General features: G+C 50.9%; 19 protein-coding genes. 18 read left to right on the top strand and 1 reads right to left on the bottom strand.

Going from position 1 to position 21,467, the window contains the following annotated elements; translation table 11 throughout:
- Positions 1–284: 284 nt before the first annotated feature.
- Positions 285–1,256: a serine/threonine protein kinase gene (locus tag L6H65_RS00095; RefSeq protein ID WP_236338172.1), complete on the top strand. Its 972-nt coding sequence runs from the start codon at positions 285–287 to the stop codon at positions 1,254–1,256.
- Positions 1,257–1,585: 329 nt separating this feature from the next.
- Here the strand turns inward: L6H65_RS00095 and L6H65_RS00090 are convergent, their stop codons facing one another.
- Entirely contained in the window at positions 1,586–3,628 is a 2,043-nt protein-coding gene (locus tag L6H65_RS00090) for a vWA domain-containing protein (RefSeq protein WP_236338171.1), read from the bottom strand.
- 438 nt (positions 3,629–4,066) lie between these two features.
- On the opposite strand from L6H65_RS00090, the gene L6H65_RS00085 reads away from it, so the two are divergent.
- The 17 genes from L6H65_RS00085 to L6H65_RS00005 all read left to right on the top strand — a co-directional run bounded on the left by L6H65_RS00085 (position 4,067) and on the right by L6H65_RS00005 (position 21,373).
- The gene (locus L6H65_RS00085) at positions 4,067–6,235 is read left to right on the top strand and encodes a transcriptional regulator (protein WP_236338170.1); all 2,169 of its coding nucleotides are present in this window, start codon (positions 4,067–4,069) and stop codon (positions 6,233–6,235) included.
- A gap of 114 nt (positions 6,236–6,349) precedes the next feature.
- Positions 6,350–6,775 (top strand): membrane-associated protease 1, encoded by a 426-nt coding sequence (locus tag L6H65_RS00080; RefSeq protein WP_236338169.1) that lies wholly within the window; start codon positions 6,350–6,352, stop codon positions 6,773–6,775.
- Between the two features lie 115 nt (positions 6,776–6,890).
- The gene (locus L6H65_RS00075; protein ID WP_236338168.1) at positions 6,891–7,346 is read left to right on the top strand and encodes a DnaJ domain-containing protein; all 456 of its coding nucleotides are present in this window, start codon (positions 6,891–6,893) and stop codon (positions 7,344–7,346) included.
- A gap of 140 nt (positions 7,347–7,486) precedes the next feature.
- Entirely contained in the window at positions 7,487–8,059 is a 573-nt protein-coding gene (locus tag L6H65_RS00070; protein WP_236338167.1) for an FHA domain-containing protein, read from the top strand.
- Positions 8,060–8,096: 37 nt separating this feature from the next.
- Complete coding sequence (locus tag L6H65_RS00065; RefSeq protein ID WP_236338166.1) at positions 8,097–8,618, top strand: FHA domain-containing protein; 522 nt, start codon at positions 8,097–8,099, stop codon at positions 8,616–8,618.
- A 13-nt stretch (positions 8,619–8,631) separates the two neighbouring features.
- Positions 8,632–9,483, top strand: a complete 852-nt coding sequence (locus L6H65_RS00060; RefSeq protein WP_236338165.1) for a PP2C family protein-serine/threonine phosphatase — start codon at positions 8,632–8,634, stop codon at positions 9,481–9,483.
- A 67-nt stretch (positions 9,484–9,550) separates the two neighbouring features.
- A complete protein-coding gene (locus L6H65_RS00055; protein WP_236338164.1) occupies positions 9,551–11,485 on the top strand; it encodes a serine/threonine protein phosphatase in 1,935 nt (644 codons plus the stop codon).
- 96 nt (positions 11,486–11,581) lie between these two features.
- Positions 11,582–12,868, top strand: coding sequence for a normocyte-binding protein (locus tag L6H65_RS00050; RefSeq protein WP_236338163.1), 1,287 nt, complete (start codon positions 11,582–11,584; stop codon positions 12,866–12,868).
- Positions 12,859–13,554 carry an iron-dependent peroxidase gene (locus L6H65_RS00045; protein ID WP_236338162.1) on the top strand — a complete coding sequence of 232 codons (696 nt, stop codon included), beginning with the start codon at positions 12,859–12,861 and terminating at the stop codon, positions 13,552–13,554. The genes L6H65_RS00050 and L6H65_RS00045 overlap by 10 nt, the downstream gene beginning before the upstream one ends.
- Positions 13,555–13,580: 26 nt before the next feature.
- A complete protein-coding gene (locus tag L6H65_RS00040) occupies positions 13,581–16,232 on the top strand; it encodes a molecular chaperone (protein ID WP_236338161.1) in 2,652 nt (883 codons plus the stop codon).
- Between the two features lie 62 nt (positions 16,233–16,294).
- Positions 16,295–17,086, top strand: coding sequence for a DNA and RNA helicase (locus L6H65_RS00035; protein ID WP_236338160.1), 792 nt, complete (start codon positions 16,295–16,297; stop codon positions 17,084–17,086).
- Between the two features lie 36 nt (positions 17,087–17,122).
- The gene (locus tag L6H65_RS00030) at positions 17,123–17,704 is read left to right on the top strand and encodes an RDD family protein (RefSeq protein ID WP_236338159.1); all 582 of its coding nucleotides are present in this window, start codon (positions 17,123–17,125) and stop codon (positions 17,702–17,704) included.
- A gap of 59 nt (positions 17,705–17,763) precedes the next feature.
- Positions 17,764–18,360 (top strand): hypothetical protein, encoded by a 597-nt coding sequence (locus L6H65_RS00025; protein WP_236338158.1) that lies wholly within the window; start codon positions 17,764–17,766, stop codon positions 18,358–18,360.
- On the top strand, positions 18,357–19,763 hold the full coding sequence (locus tag L6H65_RS00020; protein WP_236338157.1) for a phage baseplate assembly protein V: 1,407 nt from the start codon (positions 18,357–18,359) through the stop codon (positions 19,761–19,763). The genes L6H65_RS00025 and L6H65_RS00020 overlap by 4 nt, the downstream gene beginning before the upstream one ends.
- A 38-nt stretch (positions 19,764–19,801) precedes the next feature.
- Positions 19,802–20,422 (top strand): hypothetical protein, encoded by a 621-nt coding sequence (locus L6H65_RS00015; RefSeq protein WP_236338156.1) that lies wholly within the window; start codon positions 19,802–19,804, stop codon positions 20,420–20,422.
- Positions 20,419–20,946 (top strand): hypothetical protein, encoded by a 528-nt coding sequence (locus L6H65_RS00010; RefSeq protein WP_236338155.1) that lies wholly within the window; start codon positions 20,419–20,421, stop codon positions 20,944–20,946. The genes L6H65_RS00015 and L6H65_RS00010 overlap by 4 nt, the downstream gene beginning before the upstream one ends.
- 25 nt (positions 20,947–20,971) lie before the next feature.
- Entirely contained in the window at positions 20,972–21,373 is a 402-nt protein-coding gene (locus L6H65_RS00005; protein WP_236338154.1) for a DUF4280 domain-containing protein, read from the top strand.
- The last annotated feature ends 94 nt before the right edge of the window (positions 21,374–21,467 follow it).

Here is a 21,467-nt window from a genome sequence, read left to right as displayed (position 1 = left end):
TCAGTGCCCGTTGCCGCGGGCCTGGGGCTCTTTTGCCAAATGCCGACTGAGTGACAAGCAGGGGGAACAGCGCATGCAAGCGCTGTATGTAGTTGACTGCCAACAACTCTTGACGATTCTGCACAGGCTAAAGCCGCTTACAAAAAAGATTAAGGAATAGACAAATTAATTCCATATCTGCATAATGGGAGAGGAATGACCGAGATTGATATGAAGCGAGTTAATACGTAAACATGATAGATCGCGAGATTGTGAGATTGCGAGATTGCGGGAGCAGGGGGGCGATGAGAGTGAATGTGAAGCTGGAGTGGGATGAGGAGTGCTTGGGTCGGAATACCCGGCTTCTGCAGTCTTATCGGATTAAGAGTATCGTATCGCAGAGTGAATTATCGATTGTCTATACGGCCAGGCATGGAGATAGCGGGGAAATGCGCATTGTAAAGGAATTTTTCCCCAGAGCACTGACGCAGCGCGGCGCTGATCGGCGAACAGTAGATAAACCGAAGTCCAGCAGGGTACGACAGTACGAGATTCTTAGGGAGTTGTTTCGGCAGGAAGCGCTGCTGTTGAAGGAGATCGAGCATCCCTATATCGTCCGATACAAGGAGCATTTCGAAGAGAATAATACGCTGTATCTGGTCATGGAATATTGCCAGGGGACAACGTTGGATCGTTTGGTGAGGGAAGGAAGCGGTCAGGAGACAGAAGGTAAGCTGCCTTCTGACCTCAACTCCAGATTCATGAGGCAGACGTTCAATCCTATTATGAGTGCGCTGGCCTATCTGCATAACGAGGGGATTATCCATCGGGATATTAAGCCGGGCAATATAGTGATTGACCGTGACGGCAAGCCTAAGCTGATTGATTTCGGTTCGGCGGTACGCTATGCAGAATGCCGGCAGTTTCCTATTATGACGACGTCAGGCTATTCGCCGCTGGAATTATATTCTGAGAAGTCTCAGCAGGGACCTAGCTCTGATATCTACAGCTTGGCAGCTACGATGTACTTTGTATTGACAGGACGACCGCCGACAGATGTAACGGAGCGATTGTTTGAGGATAAGCTGCCTCCCCTTCGTGCTCATAATCGGAATGCCAATCCTGCGCTTGCCTGGATTATTCACTGGGGACTAGCTTTGGAAGTGAAGCGCAGATGTCAATCGCTTCGATGGTTCAGAATCGCGGCAGGCTTGGGGGGCTGGGGTGCAGGAAGGGGTGAACGGCGGCGTCAGCGTGATGGTGCGGACAACGTCTGATTCATAAACAAGCAAGAGGGCTGTCTCAGGTCAATGACCCGCTGAGACAGCCCTCTTCGTATTATGAGGCCAACCAGAGCTAGTAGGTTGGCCTTCTTCGTACTGCGGGGTCAACCAGAGCTAGCAGGTTGGCCTTCTTCGTATTGCGGGGTCAACCAGAGCTAGCAGGTTGGCCTTTCGGTATAATTACAGCGGAGGGTTGGAGGGATTCTGAAGAAACGATAGTGTTCGCCTTTAAAGCCCGATTTCAACCTAAGTAATCACACTAGCAGATAAGAAATCGGGCTTTAACAGCGATCGAAAGAACCCTCCAAACCCGTAGCAAGCATTTAAGACGCGCTTTCTTCCTTCTGATAGATGTTGGTAGTCGGTTTGACCGACTTGTATCTGAGCTCGATCTCGGTCATGCCATCCTCGAAAGTAATGTACAGCTTATCGTTGAAATGCAATGTTTCTCTGCGTCCGGCTTCGATCGGCGACCTGCCCTTCGATACGGTGCAGCGTGTGCGATGAGTAATATGCAAGGCCCCGTCCTTCCCCGCTTTGAAAATAATATGAGCGCTCTCAGGCAGCGGCTCATGAATATCGAGACTCTCAAAAAGCTGACGCAAGGTTACCCGCTGCTGCGAGAACGATGTGAGCGGCCAATATTTGACCGGGATATCGTTGCCGCTTGCGGTGCTGAGGAAGTACCCCTCAAGCCTTCCCTTGAAGGGAGGTCTGGGACGGAGCTTCCAGAAGGCAACAGCGGCCGCAATGACAACGGCTATCGCAATAAGCGCGATTCGAATAATTCCATCCCACATGTTGCTGATCGCAACTGCAATCTCAGTCGTAACGGTACCGCCCTCATCATCCGTTGCGCGCAGAACGAGCTGCGCATTCCCTGATTGCAGCGGATCGATGGTCAGCTTGCCATTCTGCACAACGGCGCCTAATGAATCAGCGGCAGAATTCGAGACGAGCTCATAAGCGAGGGCATCGCCATTGGCATCATTGAAATAATCGCTGAGCGGAAGCGTTACTGCTCCGTCCTCCTTTGCCAGTGCTAAGCCGCCCTTCTCTAACTGTTCAGGCGCTGTGTTCGTGACATCCAGTGTGTTGACCGGATAATTGCGGTAGAAGTCCGGCCCATCCAGCCGCGCCTTCCAAGTGTAGCTGCCCGACTTCTGGAAGGTATAGTCCGCTGTAAGGGCATCCCCTATATTTTTCAAAGCGATATGCTCGGTGCTATTGGTTTGCTTGTTCGTGATGATCAGATCAATCTTCAGCGTCTTGTAAACGTCCTTGTCCAGCAGCTTCTCTCCGTCAGGCGTAATCAGGTCTGCATGGAAGACGGCTGGTTTTCCTTTGATCACACCTTGGGCGGGCAAGGTAATCCGAGGCTGCACATCGTAGTTGTCCAGCAGATTCACCTTGATGAGATCGCCCCGCGCACCACGGAATTTCAACTTGAATGCGCCCTTCTCCGGCTTCAAAATCTTCAGCAGCGCGTATTTGTCCGATACGGTATACCGTATATTCTGCGAGGTGTAATACAGCTGTGTTTCTTCGAGCGGGTGATCGGAGAGCAGAACGATATTCGTCTCCCTCATGCTCGAATTCGGTATCGTTACTGTAACCTCCTGCATCTTGCCGGTTGCAGTTACAGCGGCCACAGGAACGAAGTTGGATTGGAATTGATCAGCGAATATTCGGTTGAATGTCTCGGGCAGGTCATCGGCGCTATTGGCCATATAGGATTTGCCGCCCGTTAATTCTGCAATGCGCTCCAGCTCCTCCTGGTTGACCGTTCCATCATGATTCAGCCCGATTGTATAGATGGGGTAGCCGCCTGCGCTGGCGGCTTGAATCGCCGACTCCACATCCTGGCTTGAATCGCTCACGGTTCTGCCGGTAGGCGCTGGTCCAAAGTCGGTCTCGCCATCAGAGAGCAGGATGATGAATTTGTGATTGTCGCTGGCGCCTGACAGCAGCTTCGTTCCTTTGCGCAGTCCCAACCCCAGATCGGTAAATCCGGAGCGGCGCAGCTTATCCAGCTTGCGCTTGAGCTCCTCGCGTTTTTCCTTGACTGTAATGGGGGTGAGCGGCATGGAATCGACGATGGTGTGGTTGTATGCCGCAAACCCTATGCGAGTCCGCTTCGCCTCGGTCATATCGATAAACATATTGATAACCTCTGAAGCGATATTGTCAGGGTCAGTATCATTCATGGAATAGCTCGTATCAAGGACGAATACAGCATCGTATCCTGGAAGCGGGGCCCGTTTCTCTTCAGCGGCTACAGCTGCGGGTGCAAGCAGAAGTAAAAACAGGAGCAGAAGAGAGAGGAGGAAAGCGATTCGTTTATTAATTCCAATTAAATTAAACATAGGATTATTAACCCACCTTTTCACACATATGAAAGATAATTGTTAGATTATGTTTTATTAAGATTTCGGGATATTTGTGTCGAATGGGAATTGATTTTCGAGTAACAGCAAACCAATGTAGGAAGCATTTGGGGAATATACATAATTATATGTCGTCAATCCTGACGAAAATGTGATAGAAATTACAAAAATAAGCTAAAAGTCATACAAATTTCTTACGCCAGATTAGGAAAAAAGACCCTTTTAATATTTATTATTTGACAAAAAAGTAAACGGGTGATTAAGATAATGTCGAATCGAACAGGGGAATTATGTAAAAACAAATGTGTGTTGAGAACTACGTAAATTGGCGGTGTGGGTCCAGACGATTAGTTGTGATACTGAGAGGATGATCCCGGCACTAGCTGTAAACCAGAAGATGAAGGGAGTTATACCGTCGTGGATATCATTCAACAAACGAACCGGGCAATGCTCTTTGAAGAGATCAATCCGGAGAAGCTGGATTTGATCACTCTCGTAGGAGATGTCAAAGGCATTGACAGCTTGAGCGACGAGAAGATCAAGGAAATTAATCGTCATTTGCTAATTCGGAGCTTCGACGAGTTTCTGGACAAGTTCCTGCCGACCGTATACTCGTTCTACAATGCGGCTAACCAAAAGGTCATGTACACATTGAAGAAGCCGGAAGGTATTGCGGATGATTGCATCTCTGAGATTCGGATCGACCAGAATAATGATTTCTTGAAAATGCTGTTCACGCTAATCGATACGAAACGCAGCCAAGGCATTACGAATGTGGATTTCAAATTCGAGAATTTGCTGGATATGATTTCGCCCAAGAAGGTCATGGATGACATTCGCCAGGTGCGCAAGGAAATCCACTATTTGCACACGCAATACGAGAAGCTTGATGAGGGAGATCCGAAGAAGCTGGATCTCGGCGACAAGCTGAACGGTCTCTTCGAGGAAGCGAGCGCCAACTACAACAACGTAATGGCGATGCTGCCGCTGGCAATTGAGGATATTAAAACCCGCTTGCTGCTCGGAGGCTCTCAGGAAGAGAACCAGTCGGAGGCCATTCAGATCGGCATGCTGACGATTGCGGAATCCGGTGAGCTCAAAATTATCGAGGCGCCGAAGAGTGAGAGCACGGAGCTGATGCTTCTTGAAGAGAGCGCTGCAGGCGAGCTCGTCAATGTGTTCGGCGATGATTATGACAATATAACGGAAACGCCATCTGCGTATGTGAAGGATCTTGTTGTGCGCACCTTCTGTCCGCTGCCGGTTGTGCAAGCAGAGATAGATCTGGGTACAGAGGTGCGGAATTACAATACGTATCTGGAGTTCTACAAGAATGCCAAGGATGATTTTGTGAAAACAGTCAAGCCGCTGGTAGAGAAAATTCTTGGGGTCAAAATGTTCTTCGATCAATACGCGATCAAGAATAAAGGGATGACGCCTTCCATGCTCATCACGAACTGCAAGCTCGACATGATGGTGAAGAGCAGCAATATTCCGCGGCTGGAAACGTTCTTGAACACGGTCAACTCCAAGAATGACTTCAGCGATACGATCTGGTTCGGCATCGTTCCTTCTCTGGAGATGGAGACGGCGAGCAAGGTGAAGGTGTCCCGCGAGCGATTCCGGGGCAATGAGAAGGTTGTCAAGCAGGAAGGCAACAGTCTGGAATCGTTATCCATGCTGCTGCAGGTTGTGCATGACTACAAGCTGCAGGTGTTCTTCAGCTTCGAGTCTGGCGAGGAGACCACCTTCAACAGTGTGGCGACTGCCGGCATCGACAAGTATATCGACAAATGCTCGGTGCTTGTCCGCAAGGAATACAGCGAATTCGCGATCCCTTGCATGCCGAACTTCACGATCATTCCGAAGGATAAATCCGGCGTTGTAATCGACAGCAGAATGCTCCAGACGGAGAACGGCGTTCAGCTCTCGCAGGAGAAGGAAGATATTCTGAAGCTGTGGATCGAGGGTGTGTATGTCGGCGGCGCTTATGTGGCAGCCGGTATCGTAGCCGCATACCAGTGTCCGGAATATTTGCGCGAGCATTACAAGTCGATCAGCAAGGAGTATCCGGGCGTTCGCTTCGACATCGAAGCAGGAGACAACAGTCTGCGCGTAGTGACGACGATGGCGAAGGAAATTACCGGATTCACGAACAATATCAAGGATTCTATCAACAGGAAGAATTTCGGCTTTGTATTCTCTTCCGAGAACGCACAGCTTCAGGATCGAGATATTAAACGAATAACCGTCTACAAGGCGAGAAGTCTCGCGATGTCAGAGGACGGCTTCGATTCCATATACAAGACGCTCGTCAGCACTTATATCGAGCGGATGCTCCGGTTCCAGACCGGCGATTTCAAGCATGAGAACATCGTCAGATTCTTCAGCAACAATCCAAGCAGCCAGAAGAGCAAGTGGCTGGGCACTCGCGGTTATGTCAACTCCATTATTCAAGATGGGGACGATATGAGCTACATTATCGATGAGAAAAGCCATATGTGCCACATTGATCTCGTGTTCAACGGCAATGTGAAGAACCTGGATGTCACCATCACGAAGGGCACAACTCCTGTCAAGGCATAATTTTCGACCATTGGTATGTTAGAGGCGGGCTTACATCCGTAAGTCCGTCTTGATACATAAATCCTAGTGGCCACTACGGCCGAAGGAATCATACATTTCAAGGAGGAAATAAACATGGGTTTCAGATTGAAGGTAGAAGGCGCAGAAACGATTGAATTGGGCTTGGACAACATCCAGAAGGTTATTTACGACACAGATACGCCAGACGATTCCAATGCAAGATCCACTGATGTGGGTGCAACGCTTCGCATTTCAGGCAAAATCATTACGGCAACAGATGGCGATAGCGCTGATGATTCGATGAAGCTGGCGCTTTGGTCGCTCGTACCTGCTGAGAAAGCAGATTGCTACCGCAAAGTTACGCTGGAAGTTATCGCGGCTGACCAAGTTGTCCGCAAAGTGTACTTCCCGAACGCATTTGTCGTAGATTACACCGAGTCTTTCGGAGATACCGAAGGCGTAGGGGAATTCAGCTTGTACATCAAGCAGAAGAAAGACAAAACAGAGTTCGCTGCTATTAGCGGCGGCTACGCTGTTTAATGTCATCTTGCGGCAAGCTGTAAGCTAAGCCTGCTCATGGACGGCCGGGCAATTATTGCCCGGCCGTTGCAGGAGCAGCGGGTATTCCCATCCTATACATAAAAGAGTTGAGGCTATGAATTATTACGAATTGCTGGAGGTCAGTCAGGCCGCTACGGAGCTGGAGATTAAAACCTCCTATCGGCAGCTTGTAAAGCGTTATCATCCTGATGTCAATGGCGGGAGCCAGGAAGCGGAGCAGCGCTTCAAGCTGATTAAGGAAGCGTATGAAATATTGCGCGAGCCCAAGGAGAGAGAGGCGTATGATGCCCGATTGAGGGGCAGCTCTTCGGGGAAAGCAGGAGCGGGCGCATTTCATTCAAACGAGAAGACGAAGGAGAGCAGGCAGCCAAACGGCGGACAGGGCGGCAGTGGCGGGTTCGATCCTGCTTCCGTGGCCGAGCAGTTCGGGAAGTTTTTCGGATTTGACGCCAAGGGCAACCGTTCTTCCGAGCAGAAGGGCGCATCACCTCGCAATCCAATTGATACATCAGATATGTTCAATCGGTATTTTGGCAAGAAAAACAAGTAAAGGCGATGCGGCTTATTCCCGACATCCTCGGGCGGTCTGTGAAAGACTGGCATCGCGGATTCGGTTGAGGAAGCGGTTTTTTTGCGTTATTCCGGCAATTGAGTCCTGGAATGAGAGTTAATGGAGCGGAGGACTGCACAGTGACACATACGGGCGAATCGGCTGTAAGCCAGAGCCGCAAGCCAGCCTCTATTATCGCCGTCGATCTGATGATTGGCTTAGTCGCGGCCGAAGCGCTCTATTATGCGTTCGGAATGAATACCGATGCGGTATTGCAATGGGCGGTTGGCATATTGTTGGCCGGATTGATCGCGGTTTATGGATGGAGGAAGCTTCAGCCTATTCAGCTAAGCGCAGGGCGGAAGGGGCAAGCGAAGATAACGAAGCTGGTGCTGCTTGACGAGGATAGCGAGAGCATCAAGGAATGGTTTATTCAAGGAGAGGTTTCTCTGCTGATTGGGAAGACGACGGGACGCAGCGAGGTCGATATTGATCTGGCTGATACCGAATATGCATCGCTCATTAGTACACAGCATGCTGTGCTTAACTATACATCCGGCCGCTGGTATATCGAGGATCTGGATTCCCGCAACGGAATCGGTATTCGCAAGAGCAATCGGAGCTCGGCAGTCAAGCTGGAATCCGATGCGCCTTCACTTATCGAGACAGGCGACATGATCTATATCGCGAATACGAGAATGCTGGTGAAATAATTGCAGCCTGTACCAAATTAACGGGGGAATGACGGTAATGAGTTTGACGAGATGTCCGAACGGACATATGTTCAGCACGAGAAAGCATGGCAGCATATGCCCCTACTGCAGCATATCGGTGGAGCAGGCTCCCAAAGCGGATAAACGCCCGCCGCTGCTCATGGAAGAGGAAGAAAAAACGATGCCGTATCTGGGTGAAACGAAAGGCATTGATCCGGTCACAGGCTGGCTTGTCTGTATTGAAGGTCCTCAGCTCGGACAGGATTATCGGATTATGGCGGAGAAAAATTTCATCGGCCGCTCCGAGGAGATGCATATTCGGATTATTGGCGACAATGCGGTCTCCCGCAGGAATCATGCGGTCATTGTATACGATCCTAAGAAACGCCAATTTTATCTGCTGCCTGGCGACGCGTCAGGACTTGCCTATCATAACAATGAAGCGGTGTATTCGCCTGTAGAGCTGACGGCGTATGACGTCATCCAGCTAGGACGCAGCAAGTTCATATTCATACCGCTGTGCGGCGTTCATTTCGAGTGGGACAACAATCTGGGTTAAGAGGATGATAGCAATGCTTGAAGGATTGGACATAACGCCATATCTCGTTATGATGACGTTCATTGCAGCCATCGCGGCGCTTGTGGCGATTCGGGGCCGGCTGCGGCTGCGGAACGGTCAAGCTCCTGCGCTGGACATCATGATCGGCAATGGACAGACGATCGGAACACGGGAGGAGCAGGACGATTATTTCGCAAGCGCCTCTACTGCAACGGGCACGATTGCGGTATTGGCTGATGGGATCAGTGGTCTGTCGAATGGCCGGATGTCCAGTACGATTGCAGTGAAAACATTCATTAAGGAATATTTGAAGCTGAGTGATTTGAATGACGTTCCTTCGTTTTTGACGAAAGCGGCGCGCCTTACGAACAGCGAAATATTGCGCAATCTTGCGGGATCAAGCGGCGGTACGACGCTCGTCGCGGCAATTATTAAGGACAGTCGGCTCTATTGGGGCGCTGTGGGCGACAGTGTGCTGATTGTGTATCGGAATGGCGATTTCATTCCGGTCAACCGGAAGCATGTGCTGGAAACGGTGCTTGAGGAGCGGGTGCTGTCAGGCGAATTGACGCGGGAAGAGGTGCGCGGCAATCCTATGCGCAAAAGGCTGGTTAACTATCTGGGATTCGACAGCTTTCAAAATATCGAGATCGGCAGCGAGCCGTTTTCGTTGAAATCGAACGATAAAATTTTGTTGTTGAGCGATGGTGTATACAACACGCTGTCCGAGGTTGAGATGGAACAGGTGCTGAGCAAGAGACTGACGCCTGACGAGGCAGCCGATCAGATGATCGAGGTCATTGAGCGCAAACGGCTCAAGCATCAGGACAATGCGACCATTCTTATTCTGGAGCCGGCGGTGTAATTGTGACAGAGAAGCATGAGAGCCGGGCGAAATGCGGGCTATTCAAGGGAAAAGGGTGCGTGTACGGATGAGAAAGGAGAACAGTGATTTCAAGACGGAATTTCTCTCCGAAGCGGGCACGTTCATGGAGAATCGAGATTATTTTGCCTTTGTAGAGCTGGATGATATGGCATGCTGGGTAGCTGCTGACGGTTTGGACTCGGATCAGGAAGCGCATAGCGCGGAGATGGTCGTTCAGCTGCTGCTGGAGAATTTCACGGACAAGCCGACGATGTCGCGCAGAAAGCTGGATGAATACTTGCAGGAGGCCAATGATTGGCTGCGATATGAGAGCCGCCGCGTACGGCTGAAGGCCAGCCTGATTATGGTTGTGACGGACTATACGCGGATGGTGTGGGCAGTGGCTGGCAATGCGCGTCTGTATCATTTTCGCGGCGGGAGATTGCTTGGTGTCAGCAGGGATCTCAGCCTGGCGCAATCGATGGCGGATGAGCTGAGAATCTCCCAGGCGGCGGTGGACCGTCACGAGGAACGGCATAATTTGCTGGAGTATGTGGGCAAGCCGGAGCAATTTCAGCCGTTTGTCTCCAAGAAGACGCTGCTCGCAGAGGGTGATGTTCTGTTGCTCGTTACGTCTGGCCTATGGGAAGGGGTCGATATTCCCGAAATGCTGGACGTACTGGAGGAAGCGAAGGAGCCGACCGCGATGGTCGATATGCTGGAGGAAGTGCTGCTCAGCAAGCAGCGGCCGACTATTGCGAACTATACGGCAGCGGCTGTCTATGCGGACAAGGTGTTCAAGGAAGAACGCAAGAGCAAGAAAAAGATGATCAAATGGATCATTATTACGTTGATTCCGCTGCTCATTATGCTGGGATTTCTCATCTACTACAAGAGTCAAGAGGCGAAGCGCTTGGCGGAGACGGTCGCAAGCATGCTGGAGCATGCGGAGAATGGCGACGAATTCGCTGCTGAAGAGAACTACGCCGAGGCGATGAAGGAATTCAGCGAGGCTCGGAATGCTTCGATCAAAATCAAGGACAAGGTTCATACCCTTCTCTATACGAAGAAGTACAAGATCGCGCAGTCGATTGTTACCGGCGACAGCCTGCTCAAGGATGGCAGCTACGAGAAGGCGGAGGAGCAGTTCGCGAAGGCGAAGAAAAGTGCGGAGAAGGATGAGCATTTCGATCCGCTGGAGCTGGATAAGCGAATTCAGCAGGCAGCCGCCTTCAAGGGCGTTCAGGAGAAGGTGAAGGAAGCGGATCTGCTTATGGAAAGCCAGGATTATGCCGGCGCCATCGAGATTTATAAGAAAGCGCGGAATGCAGCGATTCATGCGGGCTTCGCCAGCGGCGAGAAGGATATTAAGAGCAAGCTGGAAGAGGCGGAATCCAAGCTCAAGGCGCTGGAGAAGGAGCAGAAGAAGCTGCTCGCGGAGAAGCAGGAGCAGAGAGGCGACCGCAGCAATGCGATGGAGGATTATGCTGGAGCGATTGATGCGTATGCGAAAGCGCAGCAAACGTATCAGGAGATCGGATTGCTGGAGAATGTGCTTGCTATGGAACGCAAGATCGCCAAGGCGGACGAGATGCTGAATCCCATTCCGCTGCCGTCAACCGGTAATGGGGGATCGAATGGGGAACCCGGAGGGGCATCCGCAGCGGGGACGGATTCGGATACTAGTGCGGGCGGCAGTTCAGCGGGCAGTTCTGGGGGCGGATCAGCAAGCGGTACGAGTGGCAACTCGGCGAGCGGTACGAGCAGCAATACGGCAAGCGGTGCGAGTGGCAACTCGGCGAGCGGTACGAACAGCAATACGGCAAGCGGTACGAGTGGCAACTCGGCGAGCGGTACGAGTGGCAACACGGCAAGCGGTGCGAGTGGCAACTCGGCAAGCGGTACGAGTGGCAACTCGGCGAGCGGTACGAGCAGCAATACGGCAAGCGGTACGAGTGGCAACACGGCAAGCGGTGTGGACAGCAACATGAGCGAGAGCTAAGGCAGCTCTGCAAGAGGCAATAAGGATGCCGATTCGGGTTCGAATTAGAGCTCGCGATAGATAGTTGGTCACAGCAGGTGAGGAGGGGCAAGCAGGATGAAGGATATCGTACTGGAGCGACTGGGCCGGATGGAGGATCTTGAAGGACGCAGGCTGCTCAAAGGGATCATGACAAGCGTCTTCCTGAATCTGGTGGAGCATCAGGAGGAGATGACCCGAAGGCTGGAGCAGCGTGTATTCGACGAGTTGGAGGATCTTGATGATAAGAACGATATTTATGTGACGCTTTGTGCGCGCGAGGATATCGACCCTATTCATGAATTTCTTTATCCGATGCTGCCCTCGGATGTCAATCCGCCCTCTTATGATTTGACGACGATTGTCAGCCGCCTTAGCCGCAATGAGGAGTCTACGCTGTTCACGATGTTTATGCAGTGTGATTATATGTCCTTGAAGAAGCTGTTTGAGAGCAAGCGGACGTTTCGCGGCCAGCTGGTAACAACGGGAGGACGCTGCGCTATTGAGGTTCGGCTGCAGCAGAATCTGACGTATGTCCGGGAGATTGAGAAGCTGTATGAGACGTTTCAGAAGAACGGTATTTCGTGGAAGACGGTTAACCATCCCTATGCTTACAAGTTTGTTGATATTATTCTGACCGGCTGCGAGCGAACGCCTGATGCTAGTGAAGAAATAATGGAAATTTCGGTTGATTGCGAGGAGTATGAGCGCAGCAAGCGGCTTGATGTTGTGCCGCTTTGGAATATTGAGCGGCTGTCGCTTAAGAATAGCGGATTTCCTGTGCCTGCAATGGACAGGATCAATTACGAGCATGTGCTGTCATTGCGCAAGACGGGCTCGCAGAACGGCTATCTTGTGGATGCGGATGAGTCGGATATTCGCTATATGAAACGGTCGGAGGACGAGCTGACCATTGTAACGCCTCTGGAGAGGTCGGGCAACTGGAATGTGCTGAAGCTGACCCAGCCCGTTCCTTCGAGAATCGGGAAGCTCGAATATTCGCTTGTCTCTAATCGGCGCAGCAGCGATTTCATTGGCAGCTATGCACGCAAGCAGGCAACGGTCGTTCGGGCCAAGGGTGAAATTATGCGGATCGCTCATTCCTTCGAGGCTGCGGAAGCATTAGAATTCGTGGATGCTTCTATTCAGGAGAAGCCTGGTAGCGAGGGGCAGACGTATGGGATGAACCCGTTCATCAGCGACCATGTCCGGACGGAGCATGATAAGCGGCTGCTGCGGCTGTCTTTTCGGCGGAAGCCGGGGAAGCAGTGGGACGAGTTCATTATTTATGATTTGATGAGCTTCCTCGTATCAGAGGTGCAGATGTATTTTCCCGAATACAAATGCGAAGGGGTATGGGCTTGAATTATATATGGGATCTGATTATTAAGTCGGAACGAGCAGGAATAGCGAAGCGGGACATTAGCTTTGCGGTTGCAGAGGTCTATTCGCCCTATATGGAGCTTAGTCTGGAAAGCTTGAATGCCCGGACGGCGGAGCGGAGGGTGGAGCTCAATCCGTATTATCGGTTTGATCATATTTTTGACGGGATGTTCGACATTAACAATGATGAGGATGTTGAGCTGCGGGAACAGCTGTTTGATATTCTGATTCATTTTCTCGCGGATATTGATCTGACTCAAGGTTTGAACAAGCGGGAGTTTTATATTCGGTTCGCGCTGCGTGATCTGGAGAACGGCGCGTATGGCGATAAGGTGATGCGGTCGATCGGACTGTTCGGGCGGGAGGAGCGTGATATGATCGCGCTTAATCTGCTTCGGCTGTACGAGACTGGCGAGGCGGTCTATCTGCTGAAGGATACGATGCGCAAGGTGTTCAAGCGATCCACGATTTATGCGAATTGCGAGGAGAAGGATGAGCTTCTTGTCTATGTTGGACAGGAGGAGACGGAAGAGGCACGCGCTAAGGTTGGTCTTATTATGGATATTTTTCTGCCGGTTCGGTTTCATGTGGAGTTCTATTGGAATCGGCACTTTGGCATTCTCGGTCTTGAGGATACGATGCGGCAGGACGGCATTGCAATGTATTGATCCGGCAGAGAGGGGACAGGGCACAGATGGGTGGATATTCGTACCGGCTTTACAGGGATGGCGCATCTAGCACAAGCAATTCCGGCAGCGCTCGTTTCAGACGGGCGGAACTGGAGGAGATGACGACTTATCAGCTTCGCAATATTTGTCAACGGGAGAGGCTGATTGAGGGGCTGGTCCAATCGCTGGATCAGGAAGAGATGATACGCACGATTCTGAAATTCAGGAACGCCGAAGAGAGCCTGCTGATCCGAAAGCCATCCATCAGCGGGCTGGAGCAGGTTGAGCAGGCGATTGGGATGTATCTGAATACACCGCTTAAGGAGCTGTCGACGATCTCTATTCCTGCGAAGATCGTGCTGTACAACGGTCTTTGCACGAACAAGCGGGATGGCTACGGAATTGAAGGCGGCCCTGTGCTTACGGAATCGAATGTGCTGCTTGTCAACGAGAACGGGGAGCTGTGCGGCATTCTGAATGCTGTCAAGGACGGACGCGAGCCCGGCGTCTATTGCCTGTACAAGGACAAGGACACGGAGTTGAGGAGAACGACGAACCGCAACTACAGCCTGCTTTTCTTCCGCAAGCAGGATTCGGACTATCTGTATAAGGCCTATTATGCGAAGCATCCGATGCCGCCGATCAATCTGCATTACGGCAGGGTAGATGTGGCGGAGCTGGAAATTCGCGAGCTGGAGCAGACATCGGCTGTACTTGCCGTTGACTTCGGCACCTCCAATACGACTGCGGGCGTGTATCTGGACAGCAGCTATGTCAGCTCGCACTGCAGCCATGATCTGCTGAGCGGCAAGATCAGGCTGAACGAAATCAATTATGTGAGCTTCTTCGACGCGACGGAGGAGGAGACGCTAATTGAGATGCTTCCGACGGTAGCCAGTGTGGATGACTGCTCTGATCCGTCCTTGGTACAATACCTGTTCGGATATGATGCGCTCAAGGCGCATAGCAGGAACGGCTATTCCGGCCATGCAACGGTATTCCGCGGCATGAAGCGATGGGTGAACGGCTACGACAAGATGGAGGAAGTGAGCGACCCTCGCGGCAATGCGGCACAGGTCAAACGGAGCGATATTATCCGTGCTTATTTGCTTCATGTTATAGGGACGGCTGAGCATCAGTTCAAGTGCCGATTTCGCGGGCTGCATTTGACTAGTCCGGTAAAGCTGAAGAAGCAGTTTCTGGAAATGTTCGTGGAGCTGCTGCCGGAATATGAGATCGAATGTGATCAGGCGCTTGATGAAGGGATGGCCGTCCTATACAATACGATCGCGAATCAGATGGAGAAGAACGGATTTACGGATGGCGACGAGTATCAGGCGCTTGTTATCGACTGCGGCGGCGGCACAACGGACGTGTCCTCCTGCCGATTCCGCATTGAGGACGGGCATATCTCGTATAAGATCAACATTGAAACTTCCTATGAAAACGGCGATACGAACTTCGGCGGCAACAATTTGACGTATCGTATTATGCAATATATGAAAATCGTGTTCGCAAGCTATTACAGCAGAGGCGCTGCAGTGACCGATATTGATACGCTGATCGATATTCCGGGGACAGATTTATTCCGTCATGTCGATGAATACGGCATTGATGCTGTCTATGAAATGTTCGATCGGCGTTACCGTGAAGCGGAGGCTATTCTGCCTACACGGTATAAGGAATATGAGAACAGAGCCCGTGATGATTACCGGCGGGTGCGCGGCAATTTCTACTTCCTGTGGGAGATCGCCGAGCGGATGAAGATGGATTTCTTCCGGCGCACAGGAACGCTGCGCAGCCGGTTTCTCAGTGAGTCGGATAGTGGAGCGGAGAATGATCTGCGCATTACTGCTGTAGAGCGTTGGTGTCTGTCTGTCCGCGATCAGGACCGGTTCCGGGATATTCATGAATGCCCGAATGTGGTGTTCACGATTAAAGAAATGACGCAGCTGGTGAAGGCGGATATTTATGAGATTGTGCGCAAGTTTCTCGATGAGTTTTATCGCGATGGACGGCTGCAAAATTACTCCATTATTAAGCTGACCGGCCAGTCCTGCAGGATTGATGTGTTCCGCGAAGCGCTGAAGGAATTCGTCCCCGGACGAAGCATTGAATTCCGTCAGAAGGCAGAGCCGACGGGCTTGGTGCCGGAGCTGAAGCTCGCTTGCCTGCGCGGTGCGATCCGTTATGGCACTGCCCTCAAGGCGGGATATATTGAGACGAGCATTACGGATCATGCACCGATCATTCCTTATGAGGTGGCCGCATATACCCATAATCGGCGGGAGAAGACGCTCATGACCAGTCTGGATCGGAAAAGCCAGCCGCATGGGGCGATATCGAGGCCGGTGGGCGCATCGGAGGTGGAGTTCCACTTGAAGGGCAGCGATGGCACTGTTCGTCAAACTTATATTTATCTCAATCGCATCGACCAGTACAAGCCGATGCTGTATGAGGATATCAGGGCCATATACGGCAGCCGGATTCCACAGGATGAGACGGATTCTATCATCAACGGTGAAGCGAAATTTTTCGTTGCAGCAGGCGAGAGCCGCTGGGGTTTCGAGGTCGTGCCAGTCGCGCGGATCGGCGATCAGCTGCATCTTGGGAAGAAGCGGTTCTTCGCGTTCGAGAATGATAATTCGGAGCTGGATTTCTTTGACGGATTGAAGTAGGGCGAAGAATCGGTGAGGAAGATTCGGGAAGTTAAAGGAAGGCGAAGGGAGGGTGATGGCTTGTGTTTGCTGATCGGTATCCGATGTTTCAAAAAGGGCGGATTCTAAAGACAGAGATGCTGGAGAGCTTGCGGGACTATCCCCGTCATGTCATTGATCTGTACTGGAGCGGCTATTCGGATGGTATTCTGGCTGGGGCAGAGGTGCGGACCAGCGACGAAGGGAGCTTGACGATAACACAAGGAATCGTCAAGCATGGCGGTCATCTGTATGTGCTGGCTGCCGACTGTAAGCTGCCCTATAAAGCAACGGGCAGGGATCTCGTTGTCAAGCTGCAATTTCAGGAGTCTGCAACACGCGGCGATATGGTCTGCTATGAGTCGGAAATCGTGCTGGATGACCATGTTGAGCTGCGTCCCAATGAGCTTGAGCTTGGCAGGTTCAAGCTCAAGGAGGGCGCACGATTGCGGAGCGATTATCAAAGCTTCGCCGATATGGCAACGGAATACAACACGATTAATCTGCTCCATACAGAGTATGCAGGTCGCGGACGAAGCACGCTGGCGCCAGCGGTCATCCACTACTATGCAGCTGAGCTGTTGAAGACGGGCAGCTCCGATATTTACGATATCGCATTCGCCATGCAGTGCATGAACAGCGGGACGGTGGAGCGCCAGGTGATTGAGCATTATATCGCCCACCGGCTGCGAATCGAACGGAAGGACTATAGCAATGTGCAGTTGCACCGGTTCCTGGTGCGTGTACTGGATGAGTCCGGAAGCGGCGGCGGACGAAGCGGCGGTATGCGATCGGACTATCGTCATGGCGGACCGCAGCGGGTGCTGGTGGATTGAAGTGGACTGAAGAAGAAATGAAGATGGGGGTTTGGAATGTACGCAGGATTTTGGAAAAGATTCGCTGCTAATTTGATAGACAGTATGATTCTTAATATTGTAATTGTGGCTCTCTTCTTTATCTATTTCATTATCATGTATACGGTAATTGGAACCTATCAGCTATCCGAAGTCTATAGTGAAGGAACGTTTTCGGAGATGTTCGCGGCTGGGGCCGGGACTGAGACTACTGCTCTGGCTGTTTGGGTTATTCTGATGCTTTTGTTTCTTTTCGTTTTTCCTTTTATTGTTTACTGGCTCTATTATGCCTTCATGGAGTCTTCCAAGCATAGGGCGACTGTGGGCAAAATGGCGCTTGGCATCGTTGTGGTAAATAACAGCTTGGAGCGGCTTACCTTTGGACGGGCAACAGGGAGATGCTTAGGCCGAGTCGTCACCAACTTTACCTTCTATATCGGGTATATAATGGCCGCATTCACTGAGAGGAACCAAGCTCTGCATGATCTGATAGCAAGTACCTATGTCGTGAACAAGGAGCATCTTGAGTACGAGAACAAGAGAGCTGAATACGATGGCGGCCAATATGCAGGCGGGTATGGGGACGGCAGGGAGAATTAAGCAGATGGCAGAGCCTCGTTATCGATAGAGGAAGTATACGGTTGAGGAGATGATGGTTGATGTTTAAGGATGAAGAAATATTAGCTGCGCTAAACGAAGCTGAAAGATTAGCCACACCGAATGATATTCGAACAGGGCCTGTTAAGATTGGCAGGCGGTTGTATGAATTTGAAGAGCAATCATTCTGGGACGATAAGCTGTTTCTATACATCCCTAAAGACTTTACAGATATGCCTGAAAAATTCAGAAAAATCAAATATCCGCACGAGAATCGTCCTGCTGTCATTAAAAGCGATGAAACAGGAGCTATTAATTTCACCCTTAATCTGATTGATCAGGAGCTAGAGGAGGAATGGGTGAAGGAGCTGACCGACGGCACGAAGATGATGCTGAAAAAGGTGAATCCGACGAATGTATTTTTCTCCGATGGTATAGAGGTGGTGGATGAGAAGCAAGTCGGGTACTTTGATTTCAAAAGCGCAGCGATGGATGAGTTTATTTACCAGCTGATGTTCTTCTTTGAGTTCAGCGGTCGAACGATGATAGGAACCTTTAATTGCAGTTATCGCGAATATGCGGATTGGCGTGACTTTGTGTTTCAAGTCATTCGCACCATTCGAGTCATACGAGAGGATCGAGAGGAGGAAGAAGTATGAGTCAACCGGTCTATACGTATTCCAATATGAGTATCTCTCCCTATGAATTTGAGAGCTTGCAAGCATGCAGCCTGATCCAGCAGGTAGGGGAGCATGCGCATCTTCGCATCAGCGGAATCGTGCCAGAAGACAAGCTCGATCACTATGTGGAGAGAGCGGATGACCAAGAAACAATTGTAGTCTCTGTGCAGGATGGGGAGCGAACGATCACATTATTCCAAGGCATTGTAACGAATGTAAGTGTACAGGCTGTTCGAGGCGTCAGAACGCTTACGGTGGAAGCCTATAGTGCGACTTTGCGGATGGATCTCCAAAAACGAACCCGTTCGTTTCAAAATGCTCAACTGGCTTACGGCAAGCTGTTTACACAGATTACGGAGGGGTATCGGGATTTCGATGTGATGGATGAAGCTTCTCGGGGCAAAAGCATCGGGGGTTTGCTCGTTCAGTATGAGGAGACAGATTGGCAGTTTGCTCGCCGGATTGCCTCTCAATTGCATGCGCCATTGATCCCAATATGTACACAGAGCGGCGTGAAATATTCAGTGGGCTTGCTGGATCAGGGCGAGCCGAAGAAGCTGGAATCTTTCAACTATACGATCAGGAAAGATTTGAAGAGCTATAAGCTGAAGTCTGAGAACGGCATGGGTGACTTGAATGAACAGAACAGCATCAGCTATGAGGTTACGGCCAGTACAATCTTAAATCTAGGCTGCCCCGTGAAGTTTCAGCGGCGAACACTCTATGTAGCAAGAGCAGAGACTGTAATCGAGAATGGCGTATTGACGAGCCATTATGTGCTAAAGGACAAGGAGGGGATGAATGTTCCGACCATCTATCCCTATGCGCTTGTAGGCGCTTCTCTCTTTGGCAAAATTCTTGATGTTGCAAAGGATCAAGTCAAGGTGAAATTGCATATTGACGGGGAATCGAGCGGTTCGATGTGGTTCGCCTATTCAACGGTATATTCATCTCCAGATGGAAGCGGCTGGTACTGCATGCCGGAGGCAGGGGATGAGGTTAGGGTGTATTTTCCGGATAAAGAGGAGAAGCATGCTTTTGCAGCTAGTTCGGTGGATACCGCATCATCTGATCCTGTAAAGCGCAGTGACCCTGCAGTGAAGAGCATTAGCACCAAATATGGCAAGCAGATTGTGTTCCAGCCAGGATCAGTGGAAATCATCGGCAGCGGCAAGCTTCTGATGCGACTGACAGATGATGGGGGCATTGAAATCAACAGCGATAAAAAAATTATGTTGAACGCAGAGGATGATATTGAAATTACAGGCGGGGCAAAGGTGCTGATCCAAGGCAGCGAAGGCATTGATCTTCAGCAAGCGGGCGCTAGTCTTCAAATCGCGGATCAAGTGACAATCGGCGGCTCTAAGGTCAACATCAAATAAGCTCATGGCGAACTTGAATACGTTTAAGGGAGAGCAAAATGGATAGAGATACGGTTCTGGACAAATTTCTGGAGGAGCATGTTTTTGACCAATGGCTGGATGATCTCATTCCGATCGGAGATGCGCTGAATGAGCGCAAGGAAGAGATCGAGCACGGCTTATGTCAAACCCTTGATACCGTATGGCGTCAGGTTGCCGAGCAGCAGGAGCAAGGGGTGAAGGGCGCGATCCACTATGTGTACATCTCTTTGCTGCGAACAGGAATTATGGAGAACATTCCCCATTATCGAATCGATGCCTATGACGAGAACTGGATGATGGACAAGGTGGAATGCACAGCCTTATGGCGGGCGGATTTTATCTTTGAACCGTTGTTCCGCCGGATGAAAGATCTGGAGCAGGTGAAAAAAGGGTACGCGCGCAAGATCACTTCGCAGGATCTGGACCGGATCAAGCAAATCGAAGCTGTTAAATATCATCTGCTGGCGATTGAATTTATAAAGTCAATGATGCCTGCGCTGCTGAGCAGCATGGAATATTCTCGTATTGCGAAGTCGCTCGGAATCAATTGGATGGCAGGCGAATTTCGAGACCAAAGCGTGCGGCTTACTGGAGCGGAAGAGGTTACAAATGAGGCAGCAGGGGCGGTTATCGAATGAAGGAGTATTTTGTGCTCAAGCAGGATGAGAGAGAAACGGATGTCCCCGTTCTTGTGGATATAAGAAGGCAAATCGATGTACGGGATATTCATTGGGCAAGCGCGCACAAGCTGGCGGAAATGATTGTGATGCAGGTCAGAGCAAATCAGGAGAGTACCTGCCCGGATGTGCTGGATGGTCAGCTCTATTTGATCTCTGACCGATTGAAGAGACTGGTAGAGCTATATGCACCGGATACGATATTCAAGCAGACCCCGCTTATTGATCTCAAATATCGGAGGCAGCATCATTATTTTCTTCCTATCTTCGAAGAAGTGGAGGCGCTTAGTTCGCACAGTGAACGAGTTGGGGACGGAAGCGTGATCCGCAAGCTGGTGCTCAATGGAGAGTTGCTGTCAGGAAAACGCATCGTGCGGATCAAAGAGAGCGGCAAGCCGCTTATTGTGGTCCGGTTGGATGTAGCGGAGAGCATTTTGCGGCGGGATTTTGCAGGGGTTCGATTAGAACGGGTGCAGGTGGAGTGAATGCTGAGAGTTGGAGGTGGAAGGGATGCAAAATAGCGAGTACTACATCGTTCGCGGGGCCAAAATGTTTTGCAACTGCGGAACCCATGTTAGGCGGATTAATTTGCCGCAGAGCCACGGGTCGTTTGTAAACGACAAGCCGATGATGAATGAGGAGGATAATAAATTCACAGCAAATGTCCCTCATTTTGGCATTTGTGTGAGTCCGCTCAACCCTAGTGGTGAAACAATCTATTTGATTCGGGAGGAAGACGGTCAGAATATTGGCGGTAAGCCATGCGAGCCGCTATTTTTAGACAAATGGCTGGGGGCCAAGGAGTCGGTTAAGGTCGGAGGGCTGCCAGCATTAACGAGTGAGTCAGGCCTGATCTGCGGCTATGAGGGCTGCATTAGGTTTGGGACTAACGGTCAGCATGATGAAGACTGATGCGGAAGCGTGGAACGTCATGCAGCGAAGCACCGCGCGCTGGAAGCTGCGCGCGGTGCGGAAGGAACGAGGTTATGGAGGTGATTATGCGTGA

The sequence above is a fragment of the Paenibacillus plantiphilus genome (genome assembly GCF_927798095.1).
GTDB classification, from domain to species: Bacteria; Bacillota; Bacilli; order Paenibacillales; family Paenibacillaceae; genus Paenibacillus_Z; species Paenibacillus_Z plantiphilus.
This window is presented reverse-complemented; position numbering and strand designations above follow the sequence as displayed.

Coding starts and splice junctions, on each gene's coding strand:
- L6H65_RS00095 (WP_236338172.1), top strand. CDS start 285: ATGAGAGTGAATGTGAAGCTGGAGTGGGATGAGGAGTGCTTGGGTCGG.
- L6H65_RS00025 (WP_236338158.1), top strand. CDS start 17,764: ATGTTTAAGGATGAAGAAATATTAGCTGCGCTAAACGAAGCTGAAAGA.
- L6H65_RS00065 (WP_236338166.1), top strand. CDS start 8,097: ATGAGTTTGACGAGATGTCCGAACGGACATATGTTCAGCACGAGAAAG.
- L6H65_RS00015 (WP_236338156.1), top strand. CDS start 19,802: ATGGATAGAGATACGGTTCTGGACAAATTTCTGGAGGAGCATGTTTTT.
- L6H65_RS00010 (WP_236338155.1), top strand. CDS start 20,419: ATGAAGGAGTATTTTGTGCTCAAGCAGGATGAGAGAGAAACGGATGTC.
- L6H65_RS00075 (WP_236338168.1), top strand. CDS start 6,891: ATGAATTATTACGAATTGCTGGAGGTCAGTCAGGCCGCTACGGAGCTG.
- L6H65_RS00045 (WP_236338162.1), top strand. CDS start 12,859: ATGGGCTTGAATTATATATGGGATCTGATTATTAAGTCGGAACGAGCA.
- L6H65_RS00060 (WP_236338165.1), top strand. CDS start 8,632: ATGCTTGAAGGATTGGACATAACGCCATATCTCGTTATGATGACGTTC.
- L6H65_RS00020 (WP_236338157.1), top strand. CDS start 18,357: ATGAGTCAACCGGTCTATACGTATTCCAATATGAGTATCTCTCCCTAT.
- L6H65_RS00050 (WP_236338163.1), top strand. CDS start 11,582: ATGAAGGATATCGTACTGGAGCGACTGGGCCGGATGGAGGATCTTGAA.
- L6H65_RS00080 (WP_236338169.1), top strand. CDS start 6,350: ATGGGTTTCAGATTGAAGGTAGAAGGCGCAGAAACGATTGAATTGGGC.
- L6H65_RS00040 (WP_236338161.1), top strand. CDS start 13,581: ATGGGTGGATATTCGTACCGGCTTTACAGGGATGGCGCATCTAGCACA.
- L6H65_RS00030 (WP_236338159.1), top strand. CDS start 17,123: ATGTACGCAGGATTTTGGAAAAGATTCGCTGCTAATTTGATAGACAGT.
- L6H65_RS00090 (WP_236338171.1), bottom strand. CDS start 3,628: ATGTTTAATTTAATTGGAATTAATAAACGAATCGCTTTCCTCCTCTCT.
- L6H65_RS00005 (WP_236338154.1), top strand. CDS start 20,972: ATGCAAAATAGCGAGTACTACATCGTTCGCGGGGCCAAAATGTTTTGC.
- L6H65_RS00055 (WP_236338164.1), top strand. CDS start 9,551: ATGAGAAAGGAGAACAGTGATTTCAAGACGGAATTTCTCTCCGAAGCG.